General features: G+C 58.4%; 16 protein-coding genes. 3 read left to right on the top strand and 13 right to left on the bottom strand.

The genetic code is table 11. From position 1 onward, the window contains the following. Nucleotides 1-2: 2 nt before the first annotated feature. Genes AB4N43_RS17510 through AB4N43_RS17545 form a run of 8 tightly spaced genes read right to left on the bottom strand, consistent with a single transcriptional unit; the run spans nt 3 to nt 13,664 of the window. Nucleotides 3-1,547: an SUMF1/EgtB/PvdO family nonheme iron enzyme gene (locus AB4N43_RS17510; RefSeq protein ID WP_460151761.1), complete on the bottom strand. Its 1,545-nt coding sequence runs from the start codon at nt 1,545-1,547 to the stop codon at nt 3-5. After that, the gene (locus AB4N43_RS17515) at nt 1,537-2,760 is read right to left on the bottom strand and encodes an ABC transporter permease (protein WP_027926380.1); all 1,224 of its coding nucleotides are present in this window, start codon (nt 2,758-2,760) and stop codon (nt 1,537-1,539) included. The genes AB4N43_RS17510 and AB4N43_RS17515 overlap by 11 nt, the downstream gene beginning before the upstream one ends. Beyond that, nucleotides 2,744-3,445, bottom strand: coding sequence for an ABC transporter ATP-binding protein (locus tag AB4N43_RS17520; protein ID WP_460151762.1), 702 nt, complete (start codon nt 3,443-3,445; stop codon nt 2,744-2,746). The genes AB4N43_RS17515 and AB4N43_RS17520 overlap by 17 nt, the downstream gene beginning before the upstream one ends. 10 nt (nt 3,446-3,455) lie before the next feature. Next, on the bottom strand, nt 3,456-5,447 hold the full coding sequence (locus AB4N43_RS17525) for a vWA domain-containing protein (protein WP_027926382.1): 1,992 nt from the start codon (nt 5,445-5,447) through the stop codon (nt 3,456-3,458). Next, entirely contained in the window at nt 5,447-6,484 is a 1,038-nt protein-coding gene (locus AB4N43_RS17530) for a hypothetical protein (RefSeq protein WP_027926383.1), read from the bottom strand. Before AB4N43_RS17530 ends, AB4N43_RS17525 begins: the two co-directional genes overlap by 1 nt. 3 nt (nt 6,485-6,487) lie before the next feature. Then, nucleotides 6,488-9,199 (bottom strand): putative virulence factor, encoded by a 2,712-nt coding sequence (locus AB4N43_RS17535; protein ID WP_027926384.1) that lies wholly within the window; start codon nt 9,197-9,199, stop codon nt 6,488-6,490. Next, complete coding sequence (locus AB4N43_RS17540) at nt 9,196-12,261, bottom strand: virulence factor SrfB (protein ID WP_059181964.1); 3,066 nt, start codon at nt 12,259-12,261, stop codon at nt 9,196-9,198. Before AB4N43_RS17540 ends, AB4N43_RS17535 begins: the two co-directional genes overlap by 4 nt. A gap of 17 nt (nt 12,262-12,278) precedes the next feature. After that, the gene (locus tag AB4N43_RS17545; protein ID WP_460151763.1) at nt 12,279-13,664 is read right to left on the bottom strand and encodes an SrfA family protein; all 1,386 of its coding nucleotides are present in this window, start codon (nt 13,662-13,664) and stop codon (nt 12,279-12,281) included. A 267-nt stretch (nt 13,665-13,931) separates the two neighbouring features. On the opposite strand from AB4N43_RS17545, the gene AB4N43_RS17550 reads away from it, so the two are divergent. After that, a complete protein-coding gene (locus tag AB4N43_RS17550; protein ID WP_027926387.1) occupies nt 13,932-15,146 on the top strand; it encodes an aldose 1-epimerase family protein in 1,215 nt (404 codons plus the stop codon). 6 nt (nt 15,147-15,152) lie between these two features. Here AB4N43_RS17550 and AB4N43_RS17555 read toward each other — a convergent pair whose 3' ends face one another. The 3 genes from AB4N43_RS17555 to AB4N43_RS17565 all read right to left on the bottom strand — a co-directional run bounded on the left by AB4N43_RS17555 (nt 15,153) and on the right by AB4N43_RS17565 (nt 20,158). Beyond that, on the bottom strand, nt 15,153-16,646 hold the full coding sequence (locus tag AB4N43_RS17555) for a YifB family Mg chelatase-like AAA ATPase (RefSeq protein ID WP_460151764.1): 1,494 nt from the start codon (nt 16,644-16,646) through the stop codon (nt 15,153-15,155). A gap of 387 nt (nt 16,647-17,033) precedes the next feature. Continuing rightward, the gene (locus AB4N43_RS17560; protein ID WP_460151765.1) at nt 17,034-19,736 is read right to left on the bottom strand and encodes a P-loop ATPase, Sll1717 family; all 2,703 of its coding nucleotides are present in this window, start codon (nt 19,734-19,736) and stop codon (nt 17,034-17,036) included. Continuing rightward, complete coding sequence (locus AB4N43_RS17565; RefSeq protein WP_460151766.1) at nt 19,733-20,158, bottom strand: hypothetical protein; 426 nt, start codon at nt 20,156-20,158, stop codon at nt 19,733-19,735. Before AB4N43_RS17565 ends, AB4N43_RS17560 begins: the two co-directional genes overlap by 4 nt. A 314-nt stretch (nt 20,159-20,472) precedes the next feature. Between AB4N43_RS17565 and AB4N43_RS17570 the strand changes: the two genes are divergently transcribed. Next, complete coding sequence (locus tag AB4N43_RS17570) at nt 20,473-20,751, top strand: HigA family addiction module antitoxin (RefSeq protein ID WP_460151767.1); 279 nt, start codon at nt 20,473-20,475, stop codon at nt 20,749-20,751. Here AB4N43_RS17570 and AB4N43_RS17575 read toward each other — a convergent pair. Beyond that, entirely contained in the window at nt 20,748-21,275 is a 528-nt protein-coding gene (locus tag AB4N43_RS17575) for a BRO-N domain-containing protein (protein ID WP_460151768.1), read from the bottom strand. The two genes, AB4N43_RS17570 and AB4N43_RS17575, sit on opposite strands and share 4 nt — an antisense overlap. A gap of 413 nt (nt 21,276-21,688) precedes the next feature. After that, on the bottom strand, nt 21,689-21,949 hold the full coding sequence (locus AB4N43_RS17580) for an accessory factor UbiK family protein (protein ID WP_046032213.1): 261 nt from the start codon (nt 21,947-21,949) through the stop codon (nt 21,689-21,691). Between the two features lie 420 nt (nt 21,950-22,369). On the opposite strand from AB4N43_RS17580, the gene glnK reads away from it, so the two are divergent. Continuing rightward, nucleotides 22,370-22,708 (top strand): P-II family nitrogen regulator, encoded by a 339-nt coding sequence (gene glnK / locus AB4N43_RS17585; RefSeq protein WP_002555808.1) that lies wholly within the window; start codon nt 22,370-22,372, stop codon nt 22,706-22,708. Nucleotides 22,709-22,728: the final 20 nt, after the last annotated feature.

The following is a 22,728-nucleotide window of genomic DNA, read 5'->3' on the forward strand; positions in this document are numbered from 1 at the left end:
AGTTATTGAGTGACGGCTTTGCAGCTGCTCAGCCAGGCTTCAGTGTCGATCTTCTGTTTTTGGAGGAACGCTTTCTGATTGGCCCAGTGGGTGCGCAAGTAAGGTTTCAGGTCTTGCAGCTGTTTGTTGCGGGTGATGATTTCTTCCATCACCGGCACCTGAGTTTCAAGCAGTGGCTGGCCGTACAAGGTCGCCGATTCCACCAGGCTGCTGGCGTAGTAACGGCTGAGTTTGTGCAGGCGATCCTTTTGCTCGTCGAGCTTGGTTTTACGCATGTCGCAGCTCGCGTCCTTGTCCGCGCTTTCGCAGTTGAGCTTGTAGTTCTTTTGCAGGAAGTCCACGTACTGGCCGTCGTCGAGCATCTTGGTGCACAAGAATGCGCCCAGATTGAGGCTGGCGCGAATCGCCTGGTCGCGGGTTTCTTCCTGCTGCTGGTTGCTGGCGCGCAACTGGTTCTCCAGGGCCTGGAGTTTTTCCTTGAGCGCTTTGTCTTCGACGCCCGAAGCGAGGCTGTTCAGGGATTGCACCGTGCCTTTGTCGGCGGATTCGGTTTCCTTGCTGCCGGTGCCGAGTTTCTTCCAGCTGGATTCGATGCTGGCGACCCGTTCGCGAGAGGTCAGGGTCGGTGAGACCATGACCAGGCGCAGGCCCGTGGTTTTGTTCTTCACCTGGCCGTCGGCGTTGTAATACGGCGCTTCCTTGCGCAATGCCGTGCGCAGGTCGGCCTGAGCGGTCAGGTAGTTGCCGCCGCGCACCACATAGCCGCCGGCCTGACCGTGCTGGCGGTCGAGCTTGTTCAGGCGAAACGGCTCGAACATCATTTCGTCGACGTTGCCGAGCATGTCATGCAGGCCCAGCGGATTGGGCTTTTGCAGACCGGACAACTGCACTTTGCCGTTGGAGGATTGCGCCCCGGCGAACCACTCGTAGGCATTGATGCCGTCCGGCATCGGGTAATGCGTATCGCGGAATTCAGCGGCGCTGACTTCCAGCCCTCCGCGTGCGGCGAACTCCCACTCGACTTCAGTCGGCAAGCGCAGGAAGCCCTGCGCGCCGTCTTCCTTGGGCAACTTGTCGGCCGCGTTTTTGCGCAGCCACAGGTTGTACTTGTCGGCGGCTTCGATGGCTTGCACCCAGCTCACGGCCGTTTGCGGCACGCGCAGTTTGGTGGCAGCGATGGGGCAGGTGGCTTCGGTCAGCGCGGCGTATTGCAGCTGACTCATCTCGTACTTGGCCATCAGGTAATAGCGGGATTTGTCGTTCTTGCCGCCCGTGAAGCTACCGGCGATGAACGTCGGCCGGGTCTGCTCGACATAGCCGTATTCCGCGCCGTCCTGACCGATGTTGATCGGGTAGTCGTCGAGCGGCCCGGCCACCGGGATGAACACCTTGCGAAACACCATCGAGCCTTCGCAGGGCATCGGCAGCACCACGTCGGCGGCGTCCGGCATCGGGTTGTAATACTTCTCTTCCCAGCCCGCCGCCGAGGCGTCGAGCAAATAGCCGAGGCTCAGGGGCAACAGCAAGCCAAAACGTTTATAGCTCACGCAGACTCTCCGCAGGTTGGATGTTGATGGCTCGCAGGGCGCCGACCACGGCCACCAATGCGGCGACCAGAAAGGTCAGGAGCAGGGCGGCAACGCCATGCCAGACGGTGATGTGGCAAACGAAGGTGCCGGTGGCCTGGCTGCTGCCCAGCAAGTAGTCGAACAAATGGCTGCCGACAGCATAAAACCCCAGCCCGCCGATGTAACCGGCCAGGCTCAGTATCAGCGCTTGCAAGACCACAAAACCACCGACGGCCCGACGCTTGAATCCCAGCAGGCGCAGGACCGCCAGGCTTTTACGCTTGCGGTCGATGTTGGCCAGGAACGCGCCGACCATCGACGCCACGCAACCGATCAGCGCCGCCACGGCAATCACGCCGAAGATCAGTCCCAGCACATGGTTGATGGCTTTGACGTTGTCGATGTCGGCCAGCCGGCTCGACGTTTCGATGTGTTGTTCGTTGAGCCAGTGCTCCAGCGGTGCGACCTGATCGATGTTGCGTGCATACACGCGGGCGCGGGCGTACAGCGGTTGCAGATTGCCCAGCGGCTTGCCGGTGGCGACGCCGAACGCACTGACCTGATAACCGTCGCGAAAGTGCTCCAGGTCCAGCAGCAGCGGCGGGGCGACAAACCCGGCCGCACGCCCGAACCGGGCGCCGTCGAGCACCGCCAGCACGGTCAGCGTCATCTCGCCGCGTTCATTGACCCCTTCCAGGCGCCGCAACGCCCGCAGTTGCACGCTGTCGCCAACCTTGGCCTGCAAACGTTGCGCGGCGCTGGCGCTGAGGATCACTTGATTGCCGACGGGGGTAAGCGACGGCAGGTTCAGCTGTGGATCGCCAGGTTCCGTGGCGATGATTTCCGCACCTTCGACAAACCGTTGCATGCCGATCAGCAGGTCTGCCTGGGTATTGAGCGAGCGGGTCTGGCCGAGGGCAAAACCGGTTTCGGGGCGCAGGCGCAAACGCTCGATCCAGGCCGTGTCGTAGTTGCCGTTGCTGAGCATCTTCACTTCAAGGTTGCGCGGGTCACGCAGCAGTTCGTCCTGCAACTGGCTGACCACCCCGTGCTTGAGCCCGAACAGCAGCAACAGCGGCGCTATCACCGCCACCAGGGACGCGGCGATGCACAGCGAGACCTTGCGGTCGTGCCAGAGGTCTTGCAGCGCCAGTGAGCCCAGCAGGCGCAAGCGATCAATCCATCGGTTCAAACAGTGTTTCTCCCTGATGGCTGATAGCGCCGAGTCGCGGCAAGCCGAAATCCTTCAGCAAGGCCCAGTCATGGGACACCACGAGCGCACTTAACCCCATGCTCGACACCAGGCTCAGCAGCAACTCGAACAAACGCCGGGCGCTGTGCGGATCGAGCGCGGCGGTCGGTTCGTCGGCCAACAGCAGCAGCGGTTGATGGGCAATCGCCCGAACGCAGGCCACGCGCTGGCGCTCGCCGATCGACAAGGCCTGCGGTTGTTTATCCAGCAACCCTTGCAGGCGCAACACGTCGACGGCGTGGTCGATGTGTTCGCTGTTCGCCGACATCCCGAGCAAACGGCGCGGCAGGCTGATGTTGTCGCGCACGCTCAGGAACGGCAGCAAACCGCCGCTCTGCAAAATGAAGCCCAAGTGCCGTGAACGCACCGCTGCGAGCGCCGGCTGGTCGTCGGTCGCCAGCAGGTGGGCGATATCCTGAGCGTGCGTCGGGCCCAACCGAAAGCGCTCGAGCTCCACCGGCGCGAGCAACAGGCCGATGGCTTCGAGCAAGGTGCTTTTGCCGCTACCGCTCTCGCCGGTGATGGCGAGGATTTCCCCGGCACCGATCTGCAAATGCGGCAGGCGTACATGATGAGCCAGCGCGCCCTCACCACGGCGCACCAGCAGGTTCTTGATATCGAGCATCAGCGTCTCGTTAAGGCATCATTTCCAGTGGCACGGGGTACACGTTGTCCCGCGCATCGCTGTCTTTGGCTAAAGCAACCCAGCGGTCGACGTCAGCGTTGTAACGCTGGTAATGCCGCAGTTTGGTGTTCAGCGTGCGGATGAATTTCTCTTGCGCCAGACCGTCCCAGCTCTTCCAGGTCTCTTCATCCAGGTTCAGCACTTCGCTCTGGTAGGGCAGGTCTTCGAGGTACTCGCCGAGCACGCCCATGTCCGCCAGTTTGGCGTTGCTGTTCTGCTTGAGCTGATTGGGATCGGCGCCCATGGTCGCCGCCACGGAACGCAGGCGATCGAACATTTCCGTTGGCGAAATCAAACCTTCGTTGGCGGCATCGAGGATCTGCTTCATCACGTCGCTCAAGTCGCTGAGCTGCGACTTCGTCAGCAGTACCCGCACATCGGTCGTCGGGATGTTCTGCTTGATCAGGTCGCGGTCGGTGATCCACGCCTTGAACACCGGCGGGGCCTTGCTGTTGGTCTTCTCGCCGAGATAGGCCAGTTGCATGGCGTGGCCGATCAGCGCCGCGTCCTCGAGCATTTTCTTCTCGGCCGGGTCCTGCTTGGCGTTCGCCGCACTGCCGATGGCGTCTTCACCCATGTAGGCGGCTTTCACCTGGGTGGTGATCGCGGCGGCCAGTGCGTCGACCTTGCGCCCGAACTCATGCACATCGCCCGCGTCCACCGGGTAGTACAGCGAGGTGTTGGTGCCCGGGTAAGTCGACAGGTTCTTGTATTGCGCCTCAGCCTTGGCGTGGTCCTTGGCCCCGGCCGGGGTTTTCAAGTGCAGGGTGTAAATCGCCACGCCGGGGTTGGCGGCCTCGATACGCACCTGCGCAGCGCTCAACCCGGTCTTCGATAGCTTGTCGTCGCCTTCGATGGCGCCGGCATCGGTGATCAGCACCACATAGCGCGCGCCGAACTGGCTCCAGTCGACCTTGTCGATACTCTCCATGACACCGGCAAACGAGTCTTCGTCGAAGCTACTGCTCGACACGGTGGCCTGTTTGAGGTCGGCGATCTTGGCAAAAAAGTCGGCGCTGTCTTTCACCTTGGTCGGGTCGGCGTACATCTTGGTGGTGTATTCCAGCCCCGGTACCGCCTGGGTGTTGGAGCGGAAAGCGACCATGCCGAACTTGACCTGCTTGCCGAGGTTCTGCGCTTCGATCTGCTGATAAACCTTGCGGATCGCCTCGCGGGTGCGGTCGATGTACGGGTCCATCGAAATCGTCGAGTCGATGACAAACACCACGGCCGCACTGAACTCCTTCAGTTGGTTGGTGTTTTTGTCCTCGGCTTCCTTGCCACCGGCAGCGCTGTTGGCAGCACCGGGCTTGGCGTTCTTGTCATCCGGTTTGCTGACCGACGCGACGTTCAGCAGGCGCGTGCGGAAACCGCTTTCGGTCATCACTTCTTCGCCGCTGAGCACCGGCAGCAGGTAGAACTGCTTTTGCAGGTCGACGAAGAATTCAGGCTCTTCCGCCAGCACGCCTGGCGCCTGCTGACCCTTTTTCAGCTTGGCCCGCAGCGGTGCAACTTTGCTTACCGGGTCCGGCGCATCGAGGATGGCTTCGACGGTGGCGCGGTCCTTGAAAAACAGCAGCCGGTCGCGATTGGCCGGGTTGGTGAAGGCCAGTGTCAGCTGCATCTTCCAGTCTGTGGTGCAGCCGGCCGGCAACCAGCCAATGGTTTTGCCATAACTGTCGGGGCCGACTTTCAGCCACTCGGCGTTGTTCGCTTGGGCGCGCTCGTACACGTAAAAGCGGCTGAACACCGGCTGTTCGTCACCGGCGGCACCGCCTGCCGTCGGGCTGATCTTGCAGCCGGGTGTGGTCAGCACGCGCTGGAACAGGGTCTTTTTACCGGCCTGGATCAGCGGTTTGTCATCGGCCTGGGACAACGGGCTGATGCACAGTGCCAACAGGGCGGCGCCGCTCAGCAGGAAACGACTCAGGGGAGAGCGCATCACTTCTGCAACTCCTCGAAACGCTGCTTGGCTTCGGCGTTGTTCGGGTCCTGGGTCAGGATCGTTTCATACCAGTAGGCGGCGGTGGCGTTGTCCGCGGTCGGGAAACACTCGCTGGCCTTCAGGTATTTAGGGTCGTATTCACGGGCATAAGCGTTGGCGATCAGCGCGTCACCGGCCTGGGCACGGTTGGCGTACAGCCGTTGGGCGACACCGCAGTGTTTGCCGGCCTTGGCCTGGTTGATGATCTCCAGCAACTTGGCACTGTCGGGCGCCGCCTTGATGCAGGTCTGGACGAAGGTTAATTCAGGCAGGCTGTTCATGCTCTCCACGGTACAGGCTTGAGCATCAGCGCCGGCCGGTGCGGCGGCAGGGTTGGCGGCCACCGGGGCAGGCGCCGGGGTGCGTTTGTAGAACCAGAATCCGCCACCCGCGGCCAGCAGCAACAGCACGACAACCAACAGGCCGATCAGGCCTTTGTTGCTTTTCTTCACCGGCGGGGGAGGTGGTGCGTAGTCGGGCTCGTGGGGCACTGACTCCAGCTCCACTTCGGGCTCGGCGGTGGACAGGACCAGTTCCGGCAGCTCCGGGATTTCCAGGATTTCCGGTGCTGGTGCCGGTGCACTCGGCGCCGTCAGTTCGGCGCCGCCATACGTCGAGCGCGTCTGGCCGCCGGCCGTGGACGGCAACACGCCAACGCCTGGACGAACCACGCCTTTGTCGGTGTGGCCGTGGCTCTGCTCGCGCAGTTCGATCTGGAATTGCGAGTTGGCGCCACCTTCCAGCAGTGGGTCGACCACGTCCGGGCCGACCTGCGCTTCCAGGCCATCGCCGCTGTCCGTGACGTTGAAGCGCGAGACCTTGAACCAGAATGGATTGTTGCTCCAGGCCTTGTGGTCCTGGAGGTAAAAACCGTCCTGGTTACGCTGAATGGAAAACTCCAGCTGTTCCTCGCCACCCTGCCATTTCTTCACAGTCAGGCGGGCCTTGCCAGGCACATTGGGCTCTAACGCGAGCAGGTCGACACGAATTGGCATTACTTATCTCGCTGCGAAGGCTGTGAGCACTTTGCCCAGCCGTTCGTTCTGTTCAGGGGTGATTTCACGTCCGGCACCATGGCCGGCATTGTCCTGCGTGATGTAGGCCAGGCCCGAGAGCCAGTCGCCGAGGTAGCGCTGCGCCTGGTTCGCCGGTTGTGCCGGCAGCACGGGCACTTGTCCCGGGCCAACGTCGGTGTAGAACGAGAACAGCGGCGCCTTGGCCCCGGCGCGGCTGTTCGGACGCTCGCTCACCGGCTTCTGCAGGTAGCCGAACCAGGACACGAAATCGCGCAGCACACGTTGCACTTCGAATACCTGGCGTTCGACCAGTTGATCGCGTCGCGCGCCACTTTGTGCACGCTTGAGGACGGCGCGACTCAGTTGCCCCGGCAAGTCCTGGCGATAGCCGGCGGTGATCAGTTCGTCGACCACCGCTTCGAGCAAGGCCTTTTCCAGGCCGAGCAGATTGAGCAGGCTTTGGCGGGTGGTCAGCTCGCGCAGGTGCGCGATCCAGGCCTTGAACGCCGCTTTGGCGAATCGGTGCTCGTTGCTTTGCAGCTCGGGCGCGGGGGTACCGTTTTTGCTGCTGACCGGTGCGTCAAGGCTCGTGTCGTCACCGAAATCGAAATCGAAACCGGCGTCGTTGCCGTACAGGCTCTGGCTCGGCGTCGGGGCGGCCGGCTCGTCGTTCGCGGCTGGCTCGTCATCGGTTTCATACACGCCGCTGAGGTACAGGTCGCGCACTTCTTCGCTCGGCATGTCGAGTTGATCGATCAGCTCGCCGAGCACGGCCGGGCGCCGACCCAGACCAGTCAGAATCATCTGCGCCTGGGCTTTCTTCGCGGCGGCGGCACCATCGCCATCGGCGTGGTACCAGGTGCTCAAGCCGTGAGTGGTCAGGCCTTCGAGGCATTCGCTCAATTGTTCGCGGATGCGCTGCAATTTGAATTCGATGTTGGCCACGCCGGTGAAGCTGCTGCTGAAGTGACTGATACCACCGTCATCGTTGCGCAGCATTTCCGCCCAGGCATTGACCGGATTTTTGATGTGTTTGCACACCAGGGCGTTGCTGGCGAAGCTGCTGCCCAGTGCGTCAACACGCTCCTGATAGATGGCATTGAGGCCGGTTTCCGCACCGCTCGCGTCTTGCTCGATGAACGCCGCGTCCATGCGCGGTTTGCGCACCAGGAAGGTGTTCTGGAACGGCGTGCCGGCCCAGTCGCTCATCCAGCTCAGGCTGCCGAAGCGCTCCAGCATGGTCAGCTTGACCATGCCGTTCCAGCTCTCGTCGTACTGATCCGGCGTCAGGCTCAGGGAGTTGGTGATGCGCAGGTCAAGCATGGTCAGCGCCCAGATCAGACCGGTGTCGCGTTTGCTGCGAGCGGCCGAGTCGGCGCCCTGGGTTTTTTCGATCCAGCGGGTCAGCACCGGGCCCACGTCGTTGACGTCGCTCTGCTTGGTCGAACCGGTGCAGACCACTAGCGCGTTCATTTCCTGGTTGTCGGTGTAGCGCTCGAACAGGTAGGCGACCTTGCCCCGCAGGATCAGCTGCGAAACGGAGTTGTCCTTGGTGGCGGATTGCGGATCGTTGGAGTCGGCGATCTCGTGCAGTTTCTTGCGCCCGCGATAACCGGGGAAATCCAGCAGGTCGACTTGATTGACGATGTCATCCAGCGGCGCTTCGATCAGGCGGAAGGTCATTTCGGCCGTCAGTGCCGCCAGTTGCGCGACCGGGATGCCCTGACTGTTTTGCAGGCGACCGCCAATCAGGGGGCGAACCTCGATCGGCAAGTCCCGTGGGCTCCCGAAGCGTTCGAGGATGTCGACGTTCATGATGCTGTCGCGCTGGCTGTAGGTGTCGTTTTCGAAACTCACCAACGCTTTCAGCGGTGCGAACACGGTTTCGGGCAGGCCCAGCGCGTGCAGCGCACCGGCCAGTTGCTGGTACACCCGCGTCAGCTCGCTTTGCTCACCCCACAGGATCGAAAACAGCTCGGCCCGTTCCTGGAAATTCAGGCGTGGCGCCAACTGCAACGCTTTGGGCCAGTACAGGTGCTCAAGTTTTTTCACCGAGTTGCGGAAGTTGTCGCGCAGGTAATCCCACAGCGACACTAGATCGTCGGCGTTGACGCCCGTTTGCAGCGGCCCGGTTTCGCGGCCTTCGAACGGTTTGAGCACGCGCTGGATGCGCTCTTCGTCGATCTCGTAGGAAATGCGCTCAAGGTCGAAATCCTTGAACCAGGAGTTGGCGAGAATCTTCGCCAGCTCGATTTCCTTGAACAGCGTGAGCTGTACCGGAAAGTCATTGTCCTGGCTTTCCGTCGCGCGACGGCTGAAGCGTGTCACCAGACCGGTGGCTTCCTTGCCGCCACCGACCGGGTTGATGTGCTTGATGAAGTCCAGGCGCTGGCCACCGAAATCGGTTTCCAGTTTGCCATTCTGACCTGCCGCGAGGGCCGAAATCAGGTAGGACTTGCCGGCCTGGGACAAGCCGAAAAAGCCAATGGTCATCGGCGTGCAGGCCACGCGGCCGAGGCTGTGAGCCAGGTTGCGGGCACGGTGCAGGCGGATGTTCAGGTTATCGGCTTCGCTGTCCAGGCGCGGCGCGTTGCCGCGCGTCTGGGCGATCCAGTCCAGCGCCTGACCGGCACCTTCATAAACAGCGGCCCAACTGGCAGAGAGCTGAGTTTGATCGGGGGTCAGGTCATTCATTTGCGTTTCACACTTCCACTGTCGAGCCAGTACTTGGTCTCGCGCAGGCCGGCGTCGAGCATGGTGTTGAGTTCCAGCTCGAGGTCGCTGCGCGGGTTGAAGTTGACGTTGTTACTGTTGGATTCGATGTCGCGAACCGAAAGGCGGTCGCTGACCAGATCCTGCTTGCGCGTGTACTTGTCGGCCGCCTTGACCTCGAAGCGCACCTTGAGCAGCGGCGCGCTGCCGTTTTCTCCAATCGCCCGGGAGAACTTTTCCCGGCCGGCCTTGGTGAACCGCAGGATGTACAGCGGCGAAGCCGCCCAGCGATCAGCGGCCAACTGGCGGAAACCGAGACGCAGGTCGCCGCGCATTTCCAGCTGCGGCGTGTCGGCGTCATCGCCCGTTCCGATTTCCGGCAACTTGATTTTGTAGTCTTCGGACTGGATGTCGCGGTACAGCACGTCGGCATCCTTGATCACGTTGTTCAGGTCGATGACGCCGATGTGCTTGACCGTCGAATACGGTTTGAGCGCCGAAGAGCGGAAGTAGAAGTTCGGCACGCTGTGGTTGGCGCACAACAGGCACAACATTGCGCCCACCGAAGCGGTGCTTTTCGGGTCGTCAATGCGGCCGTTCTTGTGGAACGGGTACCAGCCGCCGGTGCGATAGTTTTGCAGCGCCAGAATGCGCCCGGGTGGCAGCGGCAGCACCTTGCGAATGAACGCCTGGATGCCGGGCAGACGCGAAGGGCGGCCAGTCAGCAGCAGAACATCGCACGGATAGTGCGCGACCACTTCACAGAGTGCGCCGAGGATCTTGGTGATGTTGATCTGATCGTTGAGAAACGCGGCGTGGAGCTTTTGCAGGTCGAAGCCGATCAGCGATTCGTACAGGTCGAAACCGCTCTGGCCCCCGACATCGCGGCGCACGGCGGCGTTGACGTAGTCGAGCACGGTCTGGCTGATCGCGTTGTCACCGAGCAATTGGCGATAGCTTTGCGGGGTGACTTCTTGAGGGACCTGCGGATCGTAGTGCTCGTACGCCTTGAGCAGCGCCAGGCCCAGTGGGACGAACACCTGCAGGTTCAATTGCTGGCGCAGGATCATGTCCTGAGCGCTGACCGACTCGTCGCCACACAGACGCGACATCAGTGAATCCGGGGCTTTCACGCCCGCGTTCTGCAAGGCTTTTTCGAAGCTCGGCAGAATGAAGTCTTGAATCACGTCCAGCAGGATGTCGTCACCGGCCACTTTGAAGCCATCGCGAAAACGCTGTTCGGGCACGATGTGCACGTTGCTGCCGCTGCCGGTGTTGCCGGCGCGGTCGAGGCGGTAGTCGGTGATCACCAGGTCGGTGGTGCCGCCGCCGATGTCGATGGTCGCCAGGGTGATGCGTTCGCGGTCGGTTTTGTCGGGCCGGGCGATGGTGTCGAAAAACTCTTCCGGGTGACCGGCGAAGTTTTCGTTGACCTCGGTGTACAGGTACACCAACTGTCCGCAGGAGGCTTCGTCCCATTCCACGCGAATGCTCGGGATCGGCGTGCGCGGGCTGACAGCCTGATCCAGATGCGGGTCTTCCTCGCCGGCATGCCAGCCGAGGCTTTTCCACACCAGGCCGATGGCTTGCAGCATGCGTTCGTTGAGGATGCTGCGCTCGGCCTGGGGCATGCCCGGCGGCACGGTCAGGGTGATGCTGTTGAGCTGGCGCGGCACGCGGGTGTGACCCTGGCGCGAGCGCTGGGCCGGGCTGTTGATTTGCGACAGCGCCTGGGCCAGCACTTCGGCGAGCATGAAGGTCATCAGCGAGCTGCGCGAATAACGCGGCATGAACACTGGCAGACGATCATCTTCTTCAAGGCTGTACAGCGCCTCGCCGGTTTCGTTGATCAAGTGCGAGAACGGCGCGGCGGTGGCGTACGGCTCGCTGTCGGTCTTGATGTACGAGCAGTTGAAACGCCAGCCGTGGCCGTAGGCATTTTCGTCCCACAGGTAGCGTTTCGGGCTGGACAGGCCGGTAGAGCCTTCGGTGCCGCGACGACGGCTGGCCAGACGGCTGGCCTCATTGCCGACGCGGGCAATCGTCGCCCACTGGAACGCATCGTGCCGGCCGCTCTTGACCGAGCAGTGGTCCTTGCCGAAGTACGCCTGAGCGAATTCCACGCGGCTTTCGAACGGTAGGTTGTAGGTGTGTTCCGGGGTGATCAGGTCGCGCAGTTCCAGCACGTAGTTCTGCTTCAGCCCGGAGCCGGCCTGACCGTGGTTCTCGATCAGGATGCCGCACGTGCGCGAGTTGCCGACGTCCAGCACCAGGTCCACCGGAATCGGTTTGACCAGGCCATTGCTGTCGTTGGCGACCACTTTCAGCTCGGGGATTTCAACTTTCGCACGGGCCGTCGATTGCTGGGCGGCGGACGGTGCGCCCAACAGGCTGAGCAAATTGAGGTAGTGCGCCAGGTGATAGTTGGCGCGGATATCGGTGTCCAGCTCCGCGCGCGAACGGTGGGCATTGCCTTCGTTGAAGACTTCCAGCAGCCACTCGTTGACCCACGGCTGCGCCAGGAACCAGCGGGTTTCGCTGGCCTTGGTTGCCAGTTTGAAGGACACACCGGAGCTGATGTCCTCTTCATTTGGCGCCAGGTAAGCGGTGCCGTCACGCTTGGGCATGACGCGGCTGTCGAACGCCATCGTCAGACGGTGAGTGTTGCCGTCAATGTCGGGTGTCGCCAGTTTCACCAGGCGCATGCGCGACCAGTTGGTCGGACCTTCATCGAAGCGATGAGGCGGCATGAAACGGAAAAACGGAGTCGGCAGCCAGACACCGTCGAGCAATTCGAGGCTGCTTTTCATGTCGACGCTGAACGCAGGCTTGGCTTTCTCGATCTTTTCCGGTTCGGGCTCGTAGAAAAAGAAGTCTTTCTCTTCGTTGTACGCCAGGCGGCAGATCAACCCGCTGATCATCGGCGCGAATTCGCCCGCCGGTTCCTTGCGGGGATCCAGGCGCAGGGCGAAATCCATGAACTGGATGCCGGTGTCGCTGACCAGCGTGACGGTGTCTTCGAATTGGGTGACTTCAGGCAACATGTCGGGTTATTCCGTTTTTATTCGGCCACGTGCCGCATGGACATGGGGAATTGATCTTTTCCGTAACCGCCGGTGCAGTCCGCGACCGTGGTCGCCCCTTTGCGGCAGTTGACCTTGGGCATGTCGTACGTGCTGCCGTCAGCGCACACGGCCTGACCCTGGCTGTCGATGGCCAGGCTGCCTCCCTTCATGGTAGCGCTCACTGGCCCGCTGCACTTGGTGCCGTCGGCCTGATGCACGGTGACTTCGCCCTTGCCGTCCTTGAGCTGGTACTCCAGACGCAGCGGTTTGCCGGTCCGGCGATCCTGAATACCCGCCCCGGCACGGTACTGACCGTCGAGGAACTTGGCGGCACCGTCAGCGGCGTCTGGCGGAATGCTCAGGGGAGGGCCGGGTTTTGCGGCAGCGGCGGGTTTTTCGCCCTCGGGGGATGTGATATCCGGCGGCGCGGTTTTGTTTTCGGGTGGTGTGGTTGGCGATTCGGCGGCCGGGTCTGCTGCCGGGTCTTTGGCGGGGTCTTGGGTCACGCCGGCGGGCGCCGTGTCAGCCTCGCTACCTTCGACCGCGGGCGCTTCTACTCCATGAGTACCGGTCACGGCGGTGCCAGTTCCTGTGGTGGAGCCCACGACAGTGCCATTCACCGGAACGCCATTCAGCGTCGTGACATTGCCAGTCACTTGCGGCTCTTCCAGTCGTTTTTCCACCGGCACGATGCCCTCAGGCAACAGATCTACCGCCACCGACGGAATCGGCACGCAACCGCGCAGGCCGAGCAGCAACCACAAAAGCAGCAGCAGGAGCGGCAGCAGCAACAGCCACCACCAGCGACGCCACCATGGACGAGCAACCGCCGGTACGACGGGCGCAACAACAGGCGCGGGTTCGACCTCAGGTGGCAGCGTGAACGCGGGCGGAACCTGATAGAGGCAGTGCAGGGGATCGCGAGTGCCGTTACCGGCATGCTCGAAACCCCAAAAGGTCAGCACCGGTTTGCCTTGCACCAGGTAGACGAAATTCTCGTCGGGGAAATGAATGACGCGCTTGAGCAGCTTGCCGAACACGGCTTTGTCGCCTTGCTGCGGTTCGCCGGAATCAGTCACCAGGAAACGCTGGCTCAGTTCCTCGAGCGCGGTTTTCAGCGCTTCAAGTTGGCGGCGGGCAGGGGCGCGTTCTTCTTCGGTCGCACTGCTCCACGGGATCACATCACCGTCGAGGCCGCTGTACCAGTCGATCTGGTTACCGAGCTCATCGCTTTGGGGGATGGCCAGATGATCGACCAACTCAGGATTTTTGCGGCGAATGGCTTCGCGCAATTGCAAGGCAGCCCGGTAGACCGGCTGACCTGTTTCACCCAGGGCAATGAATGACCCGCTCTTACCGCTGCGTAATAATGCCCCGCGCATTCAAACTCCCTATGTTCCGTTGCGCAAAAATGACAGACAAAAGCGTCTGCGCTTGCTCCTGCAATTAGCTGGCGACCTTAATGTCATAATGATGTCGCCGTCAATTAGCGGAGGTCCAAAACCGTATGAGACTAGCGTAAGTGCGCAGAGGTTGCATGAGGTCAATTTGAATTGACGTGGGAAGGTTTGGTGGTGTGCTTTTTTAAGCTTGCTGAAACGATTCATCAGCGCTATAAAAAACCCACAACTCCAAGAAAGGCTTTCCCCATGACCCCGCTCAAATTCGCTGTCGCACTTGGCGCGCTCACCGCTGCCTCTCACGCCCTGGCCTGGGATTACGTATTGCTCGACAGCGACAAGGCTCCCCAGAATTGGCAGATCACCAGCCAACAACTCGGACTGAAAACCGACCGACCTTTTTCCGTGACCCTTCGCACCTTGCACGGCGGTCGGCAAGAGGGCGTCAGCATCGTCGACATCGATAACGGCACGATGAAACTCTCGGTGGTACCGACCCGCGGGATGAACGTCTTGCAGGCGTCGGTTGGTACTGTGCGCATGGGCTGGGATTCGCCGGTCAAGGATGTGGTCAATCCGTCCTTCATCGAACTCAACGGCCGCGGCGGCCTGGGCTGGCTCGAAGGCTTCAACGAACTGGTCGCCCGCTGCGGCTACGAATGGGTCGGCCATCCCGGCATGGACAACGGCGAACTGCTGACCCTCCATGGCCGCGCGGCCAACATCCCGGCCAGCAAAGTCACCCTGCACATCGATGAGAAACCGCCTTACGCCATCAGCCTGCGTGGCGAGCTTAAAGAACAGGCGTTCAAGAAAGTCGACTTCTCGGTGATGACCGAACTGGTCACAGAGCCCGGTAGCGTCACGTTTGCCCTCAACGACACCCTGACCAACAACGGGGATTATCCGAAGGAATACCAGGCGCTGTACCACAGCAACTTCAGCACGCCGTTCCTGGAGCAGGGCGCGCGGTTTGTGGCACCGGTGAAACAGGTGTCGCCATTCAACGACAAGGCCAAAGGGGATTTGCCGGATTGGCAGACTTACCGTGCGCCGACCAAGGACTACGACGAGACGGTTTACAACGTCGTGCCCTACGGCGACGCCAAGGGCGATACGCTGACCGTGCTGCATAACAAGGCCGGGAGCCTTGGGGTGTCGGTTGGGTTTAATACTCAGCAGTTGCCAGTGTTTTCGCTGTGGAAAAACACCGATACGCAAGGGCAGGGGTATGTCACCGGATTGGAGCCAGGGACGAGTTTTTCCTACAACCGTCGGTACCAGCGGCCGCTTGGTTTGGTGCCGATGATTGGGGTTAAAGAGCAGAAGCAGTTTCAGATTCATTACAGCCTGTTGGCAGATAAAGGGGCTGTGGATAAGGCGCTGAAGCGGGTGAGCGAGATTCAGGGTGGGCGGGAGACTGAGGTGCGGCAGGTGCCATTGGTTGATCTGACCAAGGAATGACTTTCGTCAGTTTGTGCTTGGCCGATACTGCAATGCCTCCGCCAGATGTTCGCGGGTGATGCCATCGACCTGTTCAAGGTCTGCCAAAGTGCGTGCGACTTTGAGCAGTCGATGGGCTGACCTGAGTGACAAGGTCAAACGCTCGCAAGCAGTTTCCAGCCACGCCTCGTCGGTTGTGGATAACTTGCAGTGTCGACGCAGCCCTGGCAAATCAAGGAATGCGTTGGCACAGCCTTGGCGTTTGTTTTGAAGCTCCCGGGCGTCGGCGACCAGTACCGCAGCAGTGGCGGTGTCATCACCGGGTTTGAGCGCAGGATTCAGAGCCGTGGCTTCTCGGGCGACAGTCAGGTGCAGGTCGATCCGATCCAGCAGAGGCCCCGACAATTTGTTGCGATAACGCTGGACCATGTCCGGTGTACAACTGCATTTGCCGCTGGGTTCGCCAAGATATCCACAGGGACACGGGTTCATCGCGGCCACCAGTTGAAAGCGCGCCGGAAACCTCACGCGATCCTTGGCGCGGGAAATCACGATGTGCCCGGACTCCAGCGGTTCCCTTAAAACCTCCAACACCTTGCGATCGAATTCCGGAAGTTCGTCGAGGAACAGCACGCCATGATGGGCGAGGGTGATCTCGCCGGGTTGCGGCTTCGAGCCACCGCCAACCAATGCCGGCCCCGAGGCGGAGTGATGGGGCTGGCGGAATGGTCTTTGCGGCCAGTGGCTCAAGGGCACGCAACTGGTGACGGATTGAATGGCAGCGACTTCCAGCGCCTCGTTTTCGGCCAAGGGAGGAAGTAAACCTGGCAAACGACTCGCCAACAGCGTTTTCCCGGTCCCCGGCGGCCCGCTAAACAGCAAGTTGTGAGCCCCAGCCGCCGCAATCAGCAATGCGCGCTTGGCCGAGATTTGCCCCTGCACTTCATTCAAGTCCGGATAGGGTTTGCTGGCGTAGAGCAAGCCATTGGAAACGTAGGGCTCGACCGGCGTATGTCCGTTGAAGTGAGCAACGGCTTCCAGCAGATGGTCCACGGCAAACACCTTCAACCCCGAGGCCAGGCACGCTTCCTCGGCGTTCGCCCGTGGCACCATCAACGAGCGTCCGGCCTTGCGTGCAGCCAGTGCAGCCGGCAACACGCCTCTCACGGCACGTACCGCGCCGGACAACGCCAGCTCTCCCAGGCATTCAATGTCATCCAGCGTCAACGTTGGCACCTGCACACTGGCCGACAGAATCCCCAGGGCAATCGCCAGATCAAACCGTCCGCCATCCTTCGGTAAATCCGCTGGGGCAAGATTCAGGGTGATACGCCGAGCCGGGAATTGCAGGCCTGAGTTGATAATCGCGCTGCGTACCCGGTCCTTGCTTTCCTTAACAGCCGCTTCGGGCAATCCGACCATCGTCAGCGAGGGCAAGCCGTTGGCCAGATGGACTTCGACGGTGACGGCGGGCGCTTCCACGCCAATCTGGGCGCGACTGTGGACGATTGAGAGGGACATGGTCGTTCCTTGAGCTTTTACGGGAACCGCTTCCTGCGGTTTTTGAAGGGTAGTCGGGAGGTGGTGATTTCGCGTGGCGATGGAGGCGCCAAACTTTCGCAGGATGTTACGAGTGCTGGCGAGCTATTCGCATGCAAAAAAAACCGCCGGTCAGGCGGTTTCGTTGGGGAGCTTAGTCAGGTTCCTGCACCTGCAAGTAAGCTATTAAGCTAAAGCTCTTTGCTGTGAGTCGCTGCTACTTTCATAAAACGGAATTGACTCGCCGAAATGGTTCCTAGCCCCACGGAGCAAATGGGGCATGGGATTCAGCGGTCATTGACGATTTTGCTTTCTACAGCCGCGTATAAGCCTGCCATTGTCAAGCGCCACTGGAGCAAGCGTGTGGAATTAGAATGGCATCCCCCCCAAGTTACGTTTGAGCAAGGCTTGAACTCTTGGTCTCCCCCCTACAGCTGATTTAAAGCCCAATCCCGTACGGTAGATCTCGGGCAGATAGAATCGATCGGAATCCTCTAGGCGATCTATGTCTTCGTAAATAACACCGATGTCTTTCAGTGAGCGTATCAGCTCGTCAGATAGGCCCACATTGCCAGGGTTGAATGGGACTTTTTTGAACTCGTCTGATACTTCCAAAAGTTTTACACGCCATTCCCTTAGCGGCAAAATTTCCGTGCTGGCTTCTTCTACCTTTTCCCTGCTGCATTCGGACAGCGATTGTCTGATCGCCTCCGGGTAAAGCAGTCTGTCAGGCCATCCTTCTGTCCTCTTCGTTTGCATCTGTTTTGCAGAGAACTTAAGAAAACGAACTACATCTCGAGCTTGAAGGCGGCCGTTAAGGTCACAAAGAGCGGCAAATACCCAGCGAGCACTATTAGCCTCTTTTGATGAATTCCCTCCCATCTTTTTGCCCCACAATTCCTCTAGAGCGCTGAGTAGTTCTTCCATTGACAATGTTTCAGCAAGCTCTGTTTTCGCTTGGATAATATTGGATTTACTACACAGCCAATATACGAGGCGCAGAAATGTTTCTGGCGTCCACTCCAACCTAAAAGGTTGGAATCGTGACAGATACTGAGCAATATTCTGTCTAATTGAGGCCTGTACATAGTCAGCCCTGACAAAGCACACGAATCCAATTTTTCGCTGCCTTAGTGCATTTAGAGAATTCGGAATTTCCAAAAGTGCTTTTATTGCCATTCGTTGGTTTTCTATAGCAGGGCTATCAAATAAGTCCTCAATACCATCGATGACATAAACTATCGATTTGTTGTTCGCGATTAGCCAGGTGTTGAGCTCGACAAAATTATTGCTTGGAAGGCCGATGGCTTCTACAAGCAGTTTTTCCCACGTGTCATTCCAGTCGATGTCATGTTGGCTAACGAGTTTAGTGATCTTTGTCTGAATACTATTCAAAGGAATAGATGGCACTGCTAGGGTATCGCTAAAGCTCTCGACGGCGTCTTTGACTATAGTCAGCGAATCTCCATCAATATTCTGTGAACTTATAGCAGGAAAAATATGACAGTTAACAATTTCCGGGTCGGTTATATTGATCTTTTCTAAAAATTGATCCCAGGTCTTTGTTCTGCATAGTTGGAGAAAGGTAAAGGTCTTTCCTGCGCCTTTGGCGCCAACGGATACGATGTTTGGCAAGTCCGAGTTGTAATGCTTGGCCAAGTTGCGCAATGGGTCTGTTACAAGCATCTCAGAACTAGTAGATTTTTCAGCAAACTGGAAGCCTTCACACACTTGGTGTAGTGAGGCTATGTCAGTTTTTAACTTAGGCCTTTCATCCTGCTGATCTTCAGTATCTTTCTCTTGGTGCTCTGTACGAGTTATAGCCCATTTTGATGCGCTTTCATACAATGGTGCTTTCGTTAGAAGTTCTAGCGCTTGCTTTACTGAGCTTATGCTCATTAAAGTTGATTCGAATTCTGCCTCTACCCAGTCTATGCTTGGCGAGATATCTTCTGCGTCATCGATTATGTTGATGTCGGAGCTGATATAAGCGCCATTCAACTTTTCAATCGCCAGGGTATAGTCCGGTAGCTTTCTGAGTGTCGGTGTCAGTAGACTTAAAACCACCGATGGTTTAGTTAGCGACTCACTATCTCGTTGGATGCCCGACTGGAAGCGTCCAACATGCTCTAATATCGAGGCCATGCCTAATACTGATTGATGAGCGACCGTGGTTACAAAAAAATGCTCCACTCGGGTGTCAAACAATATAGGGCTTGAGAGTTCGCTGAGTCCTGCTCGTAGATCTACAAAAACCATATCAACATCTAGTTTTTTACCTAGCTCGTGCAGGTGATCTGTTAATAGCCACGGATTTTTTGGGTTTTTTGCAATGTGCGAGGGTAACACCGGCATATCCATTATTTCGGATAGCTTTACAGCGGATGGGAGAATAAAAATTTCTTTTCGACTGCCGTCTAAATTTAAAGACGTTTTACGGAGCTCCGAGGCGAAATAGTTCAATGCCTGATCCGTGCTCTCAGGAGGGTAGTGCATTGCCTCGAGAAATTTTACAAATGAAACCGTTGGCATACTTGGGGTTTCGAGCCACAAACTAATTCCAGGAGCTTCTAAGTCAGCATCTACCAGCAAAACTTTTATATTTTTTGTGGTAGGTGCGTTCAGAATCGCTGAAGCATACGTCATTAAGGCGGTAGTTCTACCTACACCACCCTTAAAAGAGTGGAATGAGACCATTCTTGGTCCGTCACTAAATTTAGGGGGGTAGTGTTTTCCTACCTGTGGTTTCAGATATGCCTGTTCTTTCCATAATGGATATTGAATAGGTGTTTCTGGCTCATCATTTGGAGTGACAAATGAAATTGGATAGTCGCAATCCCCGATGGCCAACGTTATTGAATTGTTGGTTTCGTTGTAAGCGGACTGGAATGTTTGTGAAACCCAATCCCTTGCTAGTGTTGAAACAGCTGCTTCGATTTCAGCGCCGTCATAAAAGCAACGAATACGTGTCACGCCTTCGGGAAAAGCTGTGAAGTTTTCTGTAGACCGCTTGAATCCCCTTTCAACGTCGAGCCAGGTCAAAGGCATGCGCTCATTCTGATCAAGGCTCATCTTATTTCTCCTGCAATCCAGTCATTTACTTTTTCCAGCGTTGCTTCCAACTGCTCGTCATCCGCAGGAATCTCACATTTCGATCCATATCTCCACACTTGATTCAGTGAGCCTGAACCACATTTTCTGGGTTGCACGCTCCCTGGAGAACGTAGTTCTGGAAGGGTAAGGCTCAGCGGCAGTCGATATTCTTTACCCATGCGGAGCTTATCCATAACCTGGTTCAGATCATGGTTTTTGAGTCCAACAGTGGTTTCATCCAAAACATCTGAATTGTTTTCCCGCAGATAAATGGCTTTCAACCCACACTCAACCGCGTAAAAAAGGAGCAATCGATGGGGGTTTACACGACTGGTCGCCTTTGAAGCTTGCCGTAACTCCCCCCAGGCTTTAACGAGTTCACGTCTTGTGATTGGTACCATCCAGCGGCTCCTCATAGGTATCCGCCGATAGTACCAGCAGCTTTCGATCCCGTCCTGAGTCCCATCAACAGGTGGTCTATGAGCACCGCATTTTTGAGCTTTGATTCTTGTCCCTGTCAAACCTTGTTACCGATTGCTTGGCCTCTGGTGGTGAAGGTGCGTGAGATTCTTGGATAGCGTAACCAGGCAAGGGGTTGGTTTTGTAGGACTGTGCCGAGAAACATGAAGGACTTCGGCGAGAGAACTCTGGGGCGATTTTTTTTGCTGGCGATTGTTGATTATGATTGCAGCACATCAGGCCCTCAGGAGGGGAAATGGACATTAATGGAATGCGGCCGATTCATCCTGGAGAAATCCTTGCAAAGGAATTTCTTGAGCCGTTGGGGATTGAGTTGGCTGCTCCTCCGTCCCGATGGGGTACGTTCGTAGTTGAAGTAATTGAGCTGTTGGCGAAGACCAGAAATGTCAGCCCTGATTTAGCCAAGATGCTGTCCGGCCACCTGAACACCACGCCCGAGTTCTGGCTGAACCTGCAGTTGACTTACGATCTGCGTAAAGCCGAAATCGAACGTGGTCGCGCTTTAGCCACTTAACGCGATTGCAGCATTCGCGAAGCACGCTTCCACCACGGCGCATTCACCGCACGTTGCGTCCGCTCACCTTCCGGCAGCATCTGCGGAACATCCTGCAACCGAATCCACGGCTGGTTATTCCAGTGCAGCAAACTCAGCGACATCTCCGGCCAGTTCAACAGACTCAGAATCGGGCGTTCGCTTGTTGCCGGATGTTGAGCGTCTCTGAGGGCTGGCACTACGTCGTGGGTCAGCCATTCACGCAGGCCTCGGTATTCGGGGCAGTAGTGGTAGACGAGCAGGGCGTAGACGCCAGATTCGCTGATTAGCAGGGTGTTTTCGAGGGTGCCGTGGATGAGAACTCGCGCGGATTGATGTTGATCAGGATCGAGTTTGCGGACGGCGCGTTCGTCGAGGAAGAGGCGCAAGAGACGGCCTAGATCACGGGCGCTAAACCAGGCTTGGTTTTCCAACAGCAGGGCGTGGAGATAGAGTTTGTGGCGGATAAAGATGTGTGGGGACAGATAAGCGTCATCGCTATTCATTGATACAGCTCCTTTTGCTAATGGGGCTGCCGGCAATCGTCGCCAAACGATTGGGGTGGCAGCTGTACGCGGGTTGGCGAACCGGAGCAAAAGGAACCCGGCAGACCCGAAGGTCTCCCACGCACAGCCGCCATGACTCGAGAGATGGTCGTCGTGCACCTTAAGCTTCCAGGTCGCCAAACCCAGTGCTGAATATTCAGCTGGGGATGAGCTTAGGAACCTGGGCTTCGCGGCGCTATCGGACGGCGGTGGTGATCTTTGTAGGACGTTGCCGAGATTGTGGCGGGGCGGAAGATCAAAAGATCGCAGCCTACGGCAGCTCCTACAGGGGGCGGTCTATCCAGTGTGGGAGGGCTGGTAGACCGAGGTAACGCTATTCGCGGGCGAGCCCGCTCCCACAGGGATTTGCAGTGTTACTCGGCAGGTGGATTCAGCTTCGCTTCCAGCTCCGCCACCTTGGCTTCAAGACTCTCCAGCCGTGCCCGGGTGCGTGCGAGCACGACCATCTGGCTATCGAACTCTTCCCGGCTCACCAGATCCAGCTTGCTGAAGCCACTCTGCAACAAAGCCTTGAACTGGCTTTCGATTTCGCTTTTCGGCAATGGGGTTTCGCCGCTGAAGAGGCGTGAGGCGGTGCCGGTCAGGGCGTCGAGGAAGTCTTTGGGTGCGAGCATGGCAAATGTCCTGTCAACAATGGCGGGCAGTGTATCACGCAGTGTCTATAGTCAATTTCGGCGGGTCGTCGACGCACGCTTTTCGCGCATGCGGACGGACGGCAGCGCACTGTTGTTGTGCGTTAGTTCGCGGGTAATGGAGGGCGCCGGCTCGTGGTATTGGCCAAGGGATTGAATTCAGTGGGTTTTGGCGAGATGGCAAGCTTTCTGCTTAGTGACTATCAACCCATGCACTGATGCAGTCGCTGTGACGAATGCAGTGCGCCAGGCGAAACGGGGGAAGTGTTTCGTACGGGGTGGTTAGCTGGGGTCGTACGGGCATTCAAGGCCGACGATGCGTTACAAAGCCAGGCACTGCGCTTAGACTTGAGTCGGGTTTGTTTTCCTGGGGCAAGTCCACCAATTCGGGAGAGAGTTTTCATGAAGCTAGTCACTGCCATCATCAAGCCGTTCAAACTGGACGACGTGCGCGAGTCGCTGTCCGAGATCGGCGTGCAGGGCATTACCGTTACTGAAGTCAAAGGCTTCGGTCGGCAGAAGGGTCACACCGAGCTATATCGCGGCGCGGAATACGTGGTCGATTTTCTGCCCAAGGTGAAGATCGATGTCGCCATTGACGACAAGGATCTGGACCGGGTTATCGAGGCGATAACCAAGGCAGCCAACACCGGCAAGATCGGTGACGGCAAGATCTTCGTGGTCAATCTGGAACAGGCGATTCGCATCCGTACCGGCGAAACCGATACCGACGCGATTTAAACGCCGCCACAAACCCAACG

It is taken from the genome of Pseudomonas sp. S2_B07 (genome assembly GCF_054668435.1).

What these genes read in the sequence shown, in the direction of transcription:
- AB4N43_RS17520 (WP_460151762.1), bottom strand. Translation starts at nt 3,445, where the DNA reads ATGCTCGATATCAAGAACCTGCTGGTGCGCCGTGGTGAGGGCGCGCTG.
- AB4N43_RS17570 (WP_460151767.1), top strand. Translation starts at nt 20,473, where the DNA reads ATGGACATTAATGGAATGCGGCCGATTCATCCTGGAGAAATCCTTGCA.
- AB4N43_RS17575 (WP_460151768.1), bottom strand. Translation starts at nt 21,275, where the DNA reads ATGAATAGCGATGACGCTTATCTGTCCCCACACATCTTTATCCGCCAC.
- AB4N43_RS17565 (WP_460151766.1), bottom strand. Translation starts at nt 20,158, where the DNA reads ATGGTACCAATCACAAGACGTGAACTCGTTAAAGCCTGGGGGGAGTTA.
- AB4N43_RS17545 (WP_460151763.1), bottom strand. Translation starts at nt 13,664, where the DNA reads ATGCGCGGGGCATTATTACGCAGCGGTAAGAGCGGGTCATTCATTGCC.
- AB4N43_RS17560 (WP_460151765.1), bottom strand. Translation starts at nt 19,736, where the DNA reads ATGAGCCTTGATCAGAATGAGCGCATGCCTTTGACCTGGCTCGACGTT.
- AB4N43_RS17580 (WP_046032213.1), bottom strand. Translation starts at nt 21,949, where the DNA reads ATGCTCGCACCCAAAGACTTCCTCGACGCCCTGACCGGCACCGCCTCA.
- AB4N43_RS17530 (WP_027926383.1), bottom strand. Translation starts at nt 6,484, where the DNA reads ATGCCAATTCGTGTCGACCTGCTCGCGTTAGAGCCCAATGTGCCTGGC.
- AB4N43_RS17540 (WP_059181964.1), bottom strand. Translation starts at nt 12,261, where the DNA reads ATGTTGCCTGAAGTCACCCAATTCGAAGACACCGTCACGCTGGTCAGC.
- AB4N43_RS17550 (WP_027926387.1), top strand. Translation starts at nt 13,932, where the DNA reads ATGACCCCGCTCAAATTCGCTGTCGCACTTGGCGCGCTCACCGCTGCC.
- glnK (WP_002555808.1), top strand. Translation starts at nt 22,370, where the DNA reads ATGAAGCTAGTCACTGCCATCATCAAGCCGTTCAAACTGGACGACGTG.
- AB4N43_RS17555 (WP_460151764.1), bottom strand. Translation starts at nt 16,646, where the DNA reads ATGTCCCTCTCAATCGTCCACAGTCGCGCCCAGATTGGCGTGGAAGCG.
- AB4N43_RS17535 (WP_027926384.1), bottom strand. Translation starts at nt 9,199, where the DNA reads ATGAATGACCTGACCCCCGATCAAACTCAGCTCTCTGCCAGTTGGGCC.
- AB4N43_RS17525 (WP_027926382.1), bottom strand. Translation starts at nt 5,447, where the DNA reads ATGCGCTCTCCCCTGAGTCGTTTCCTGCTGAGCGGCGCCGCCCTGTTG.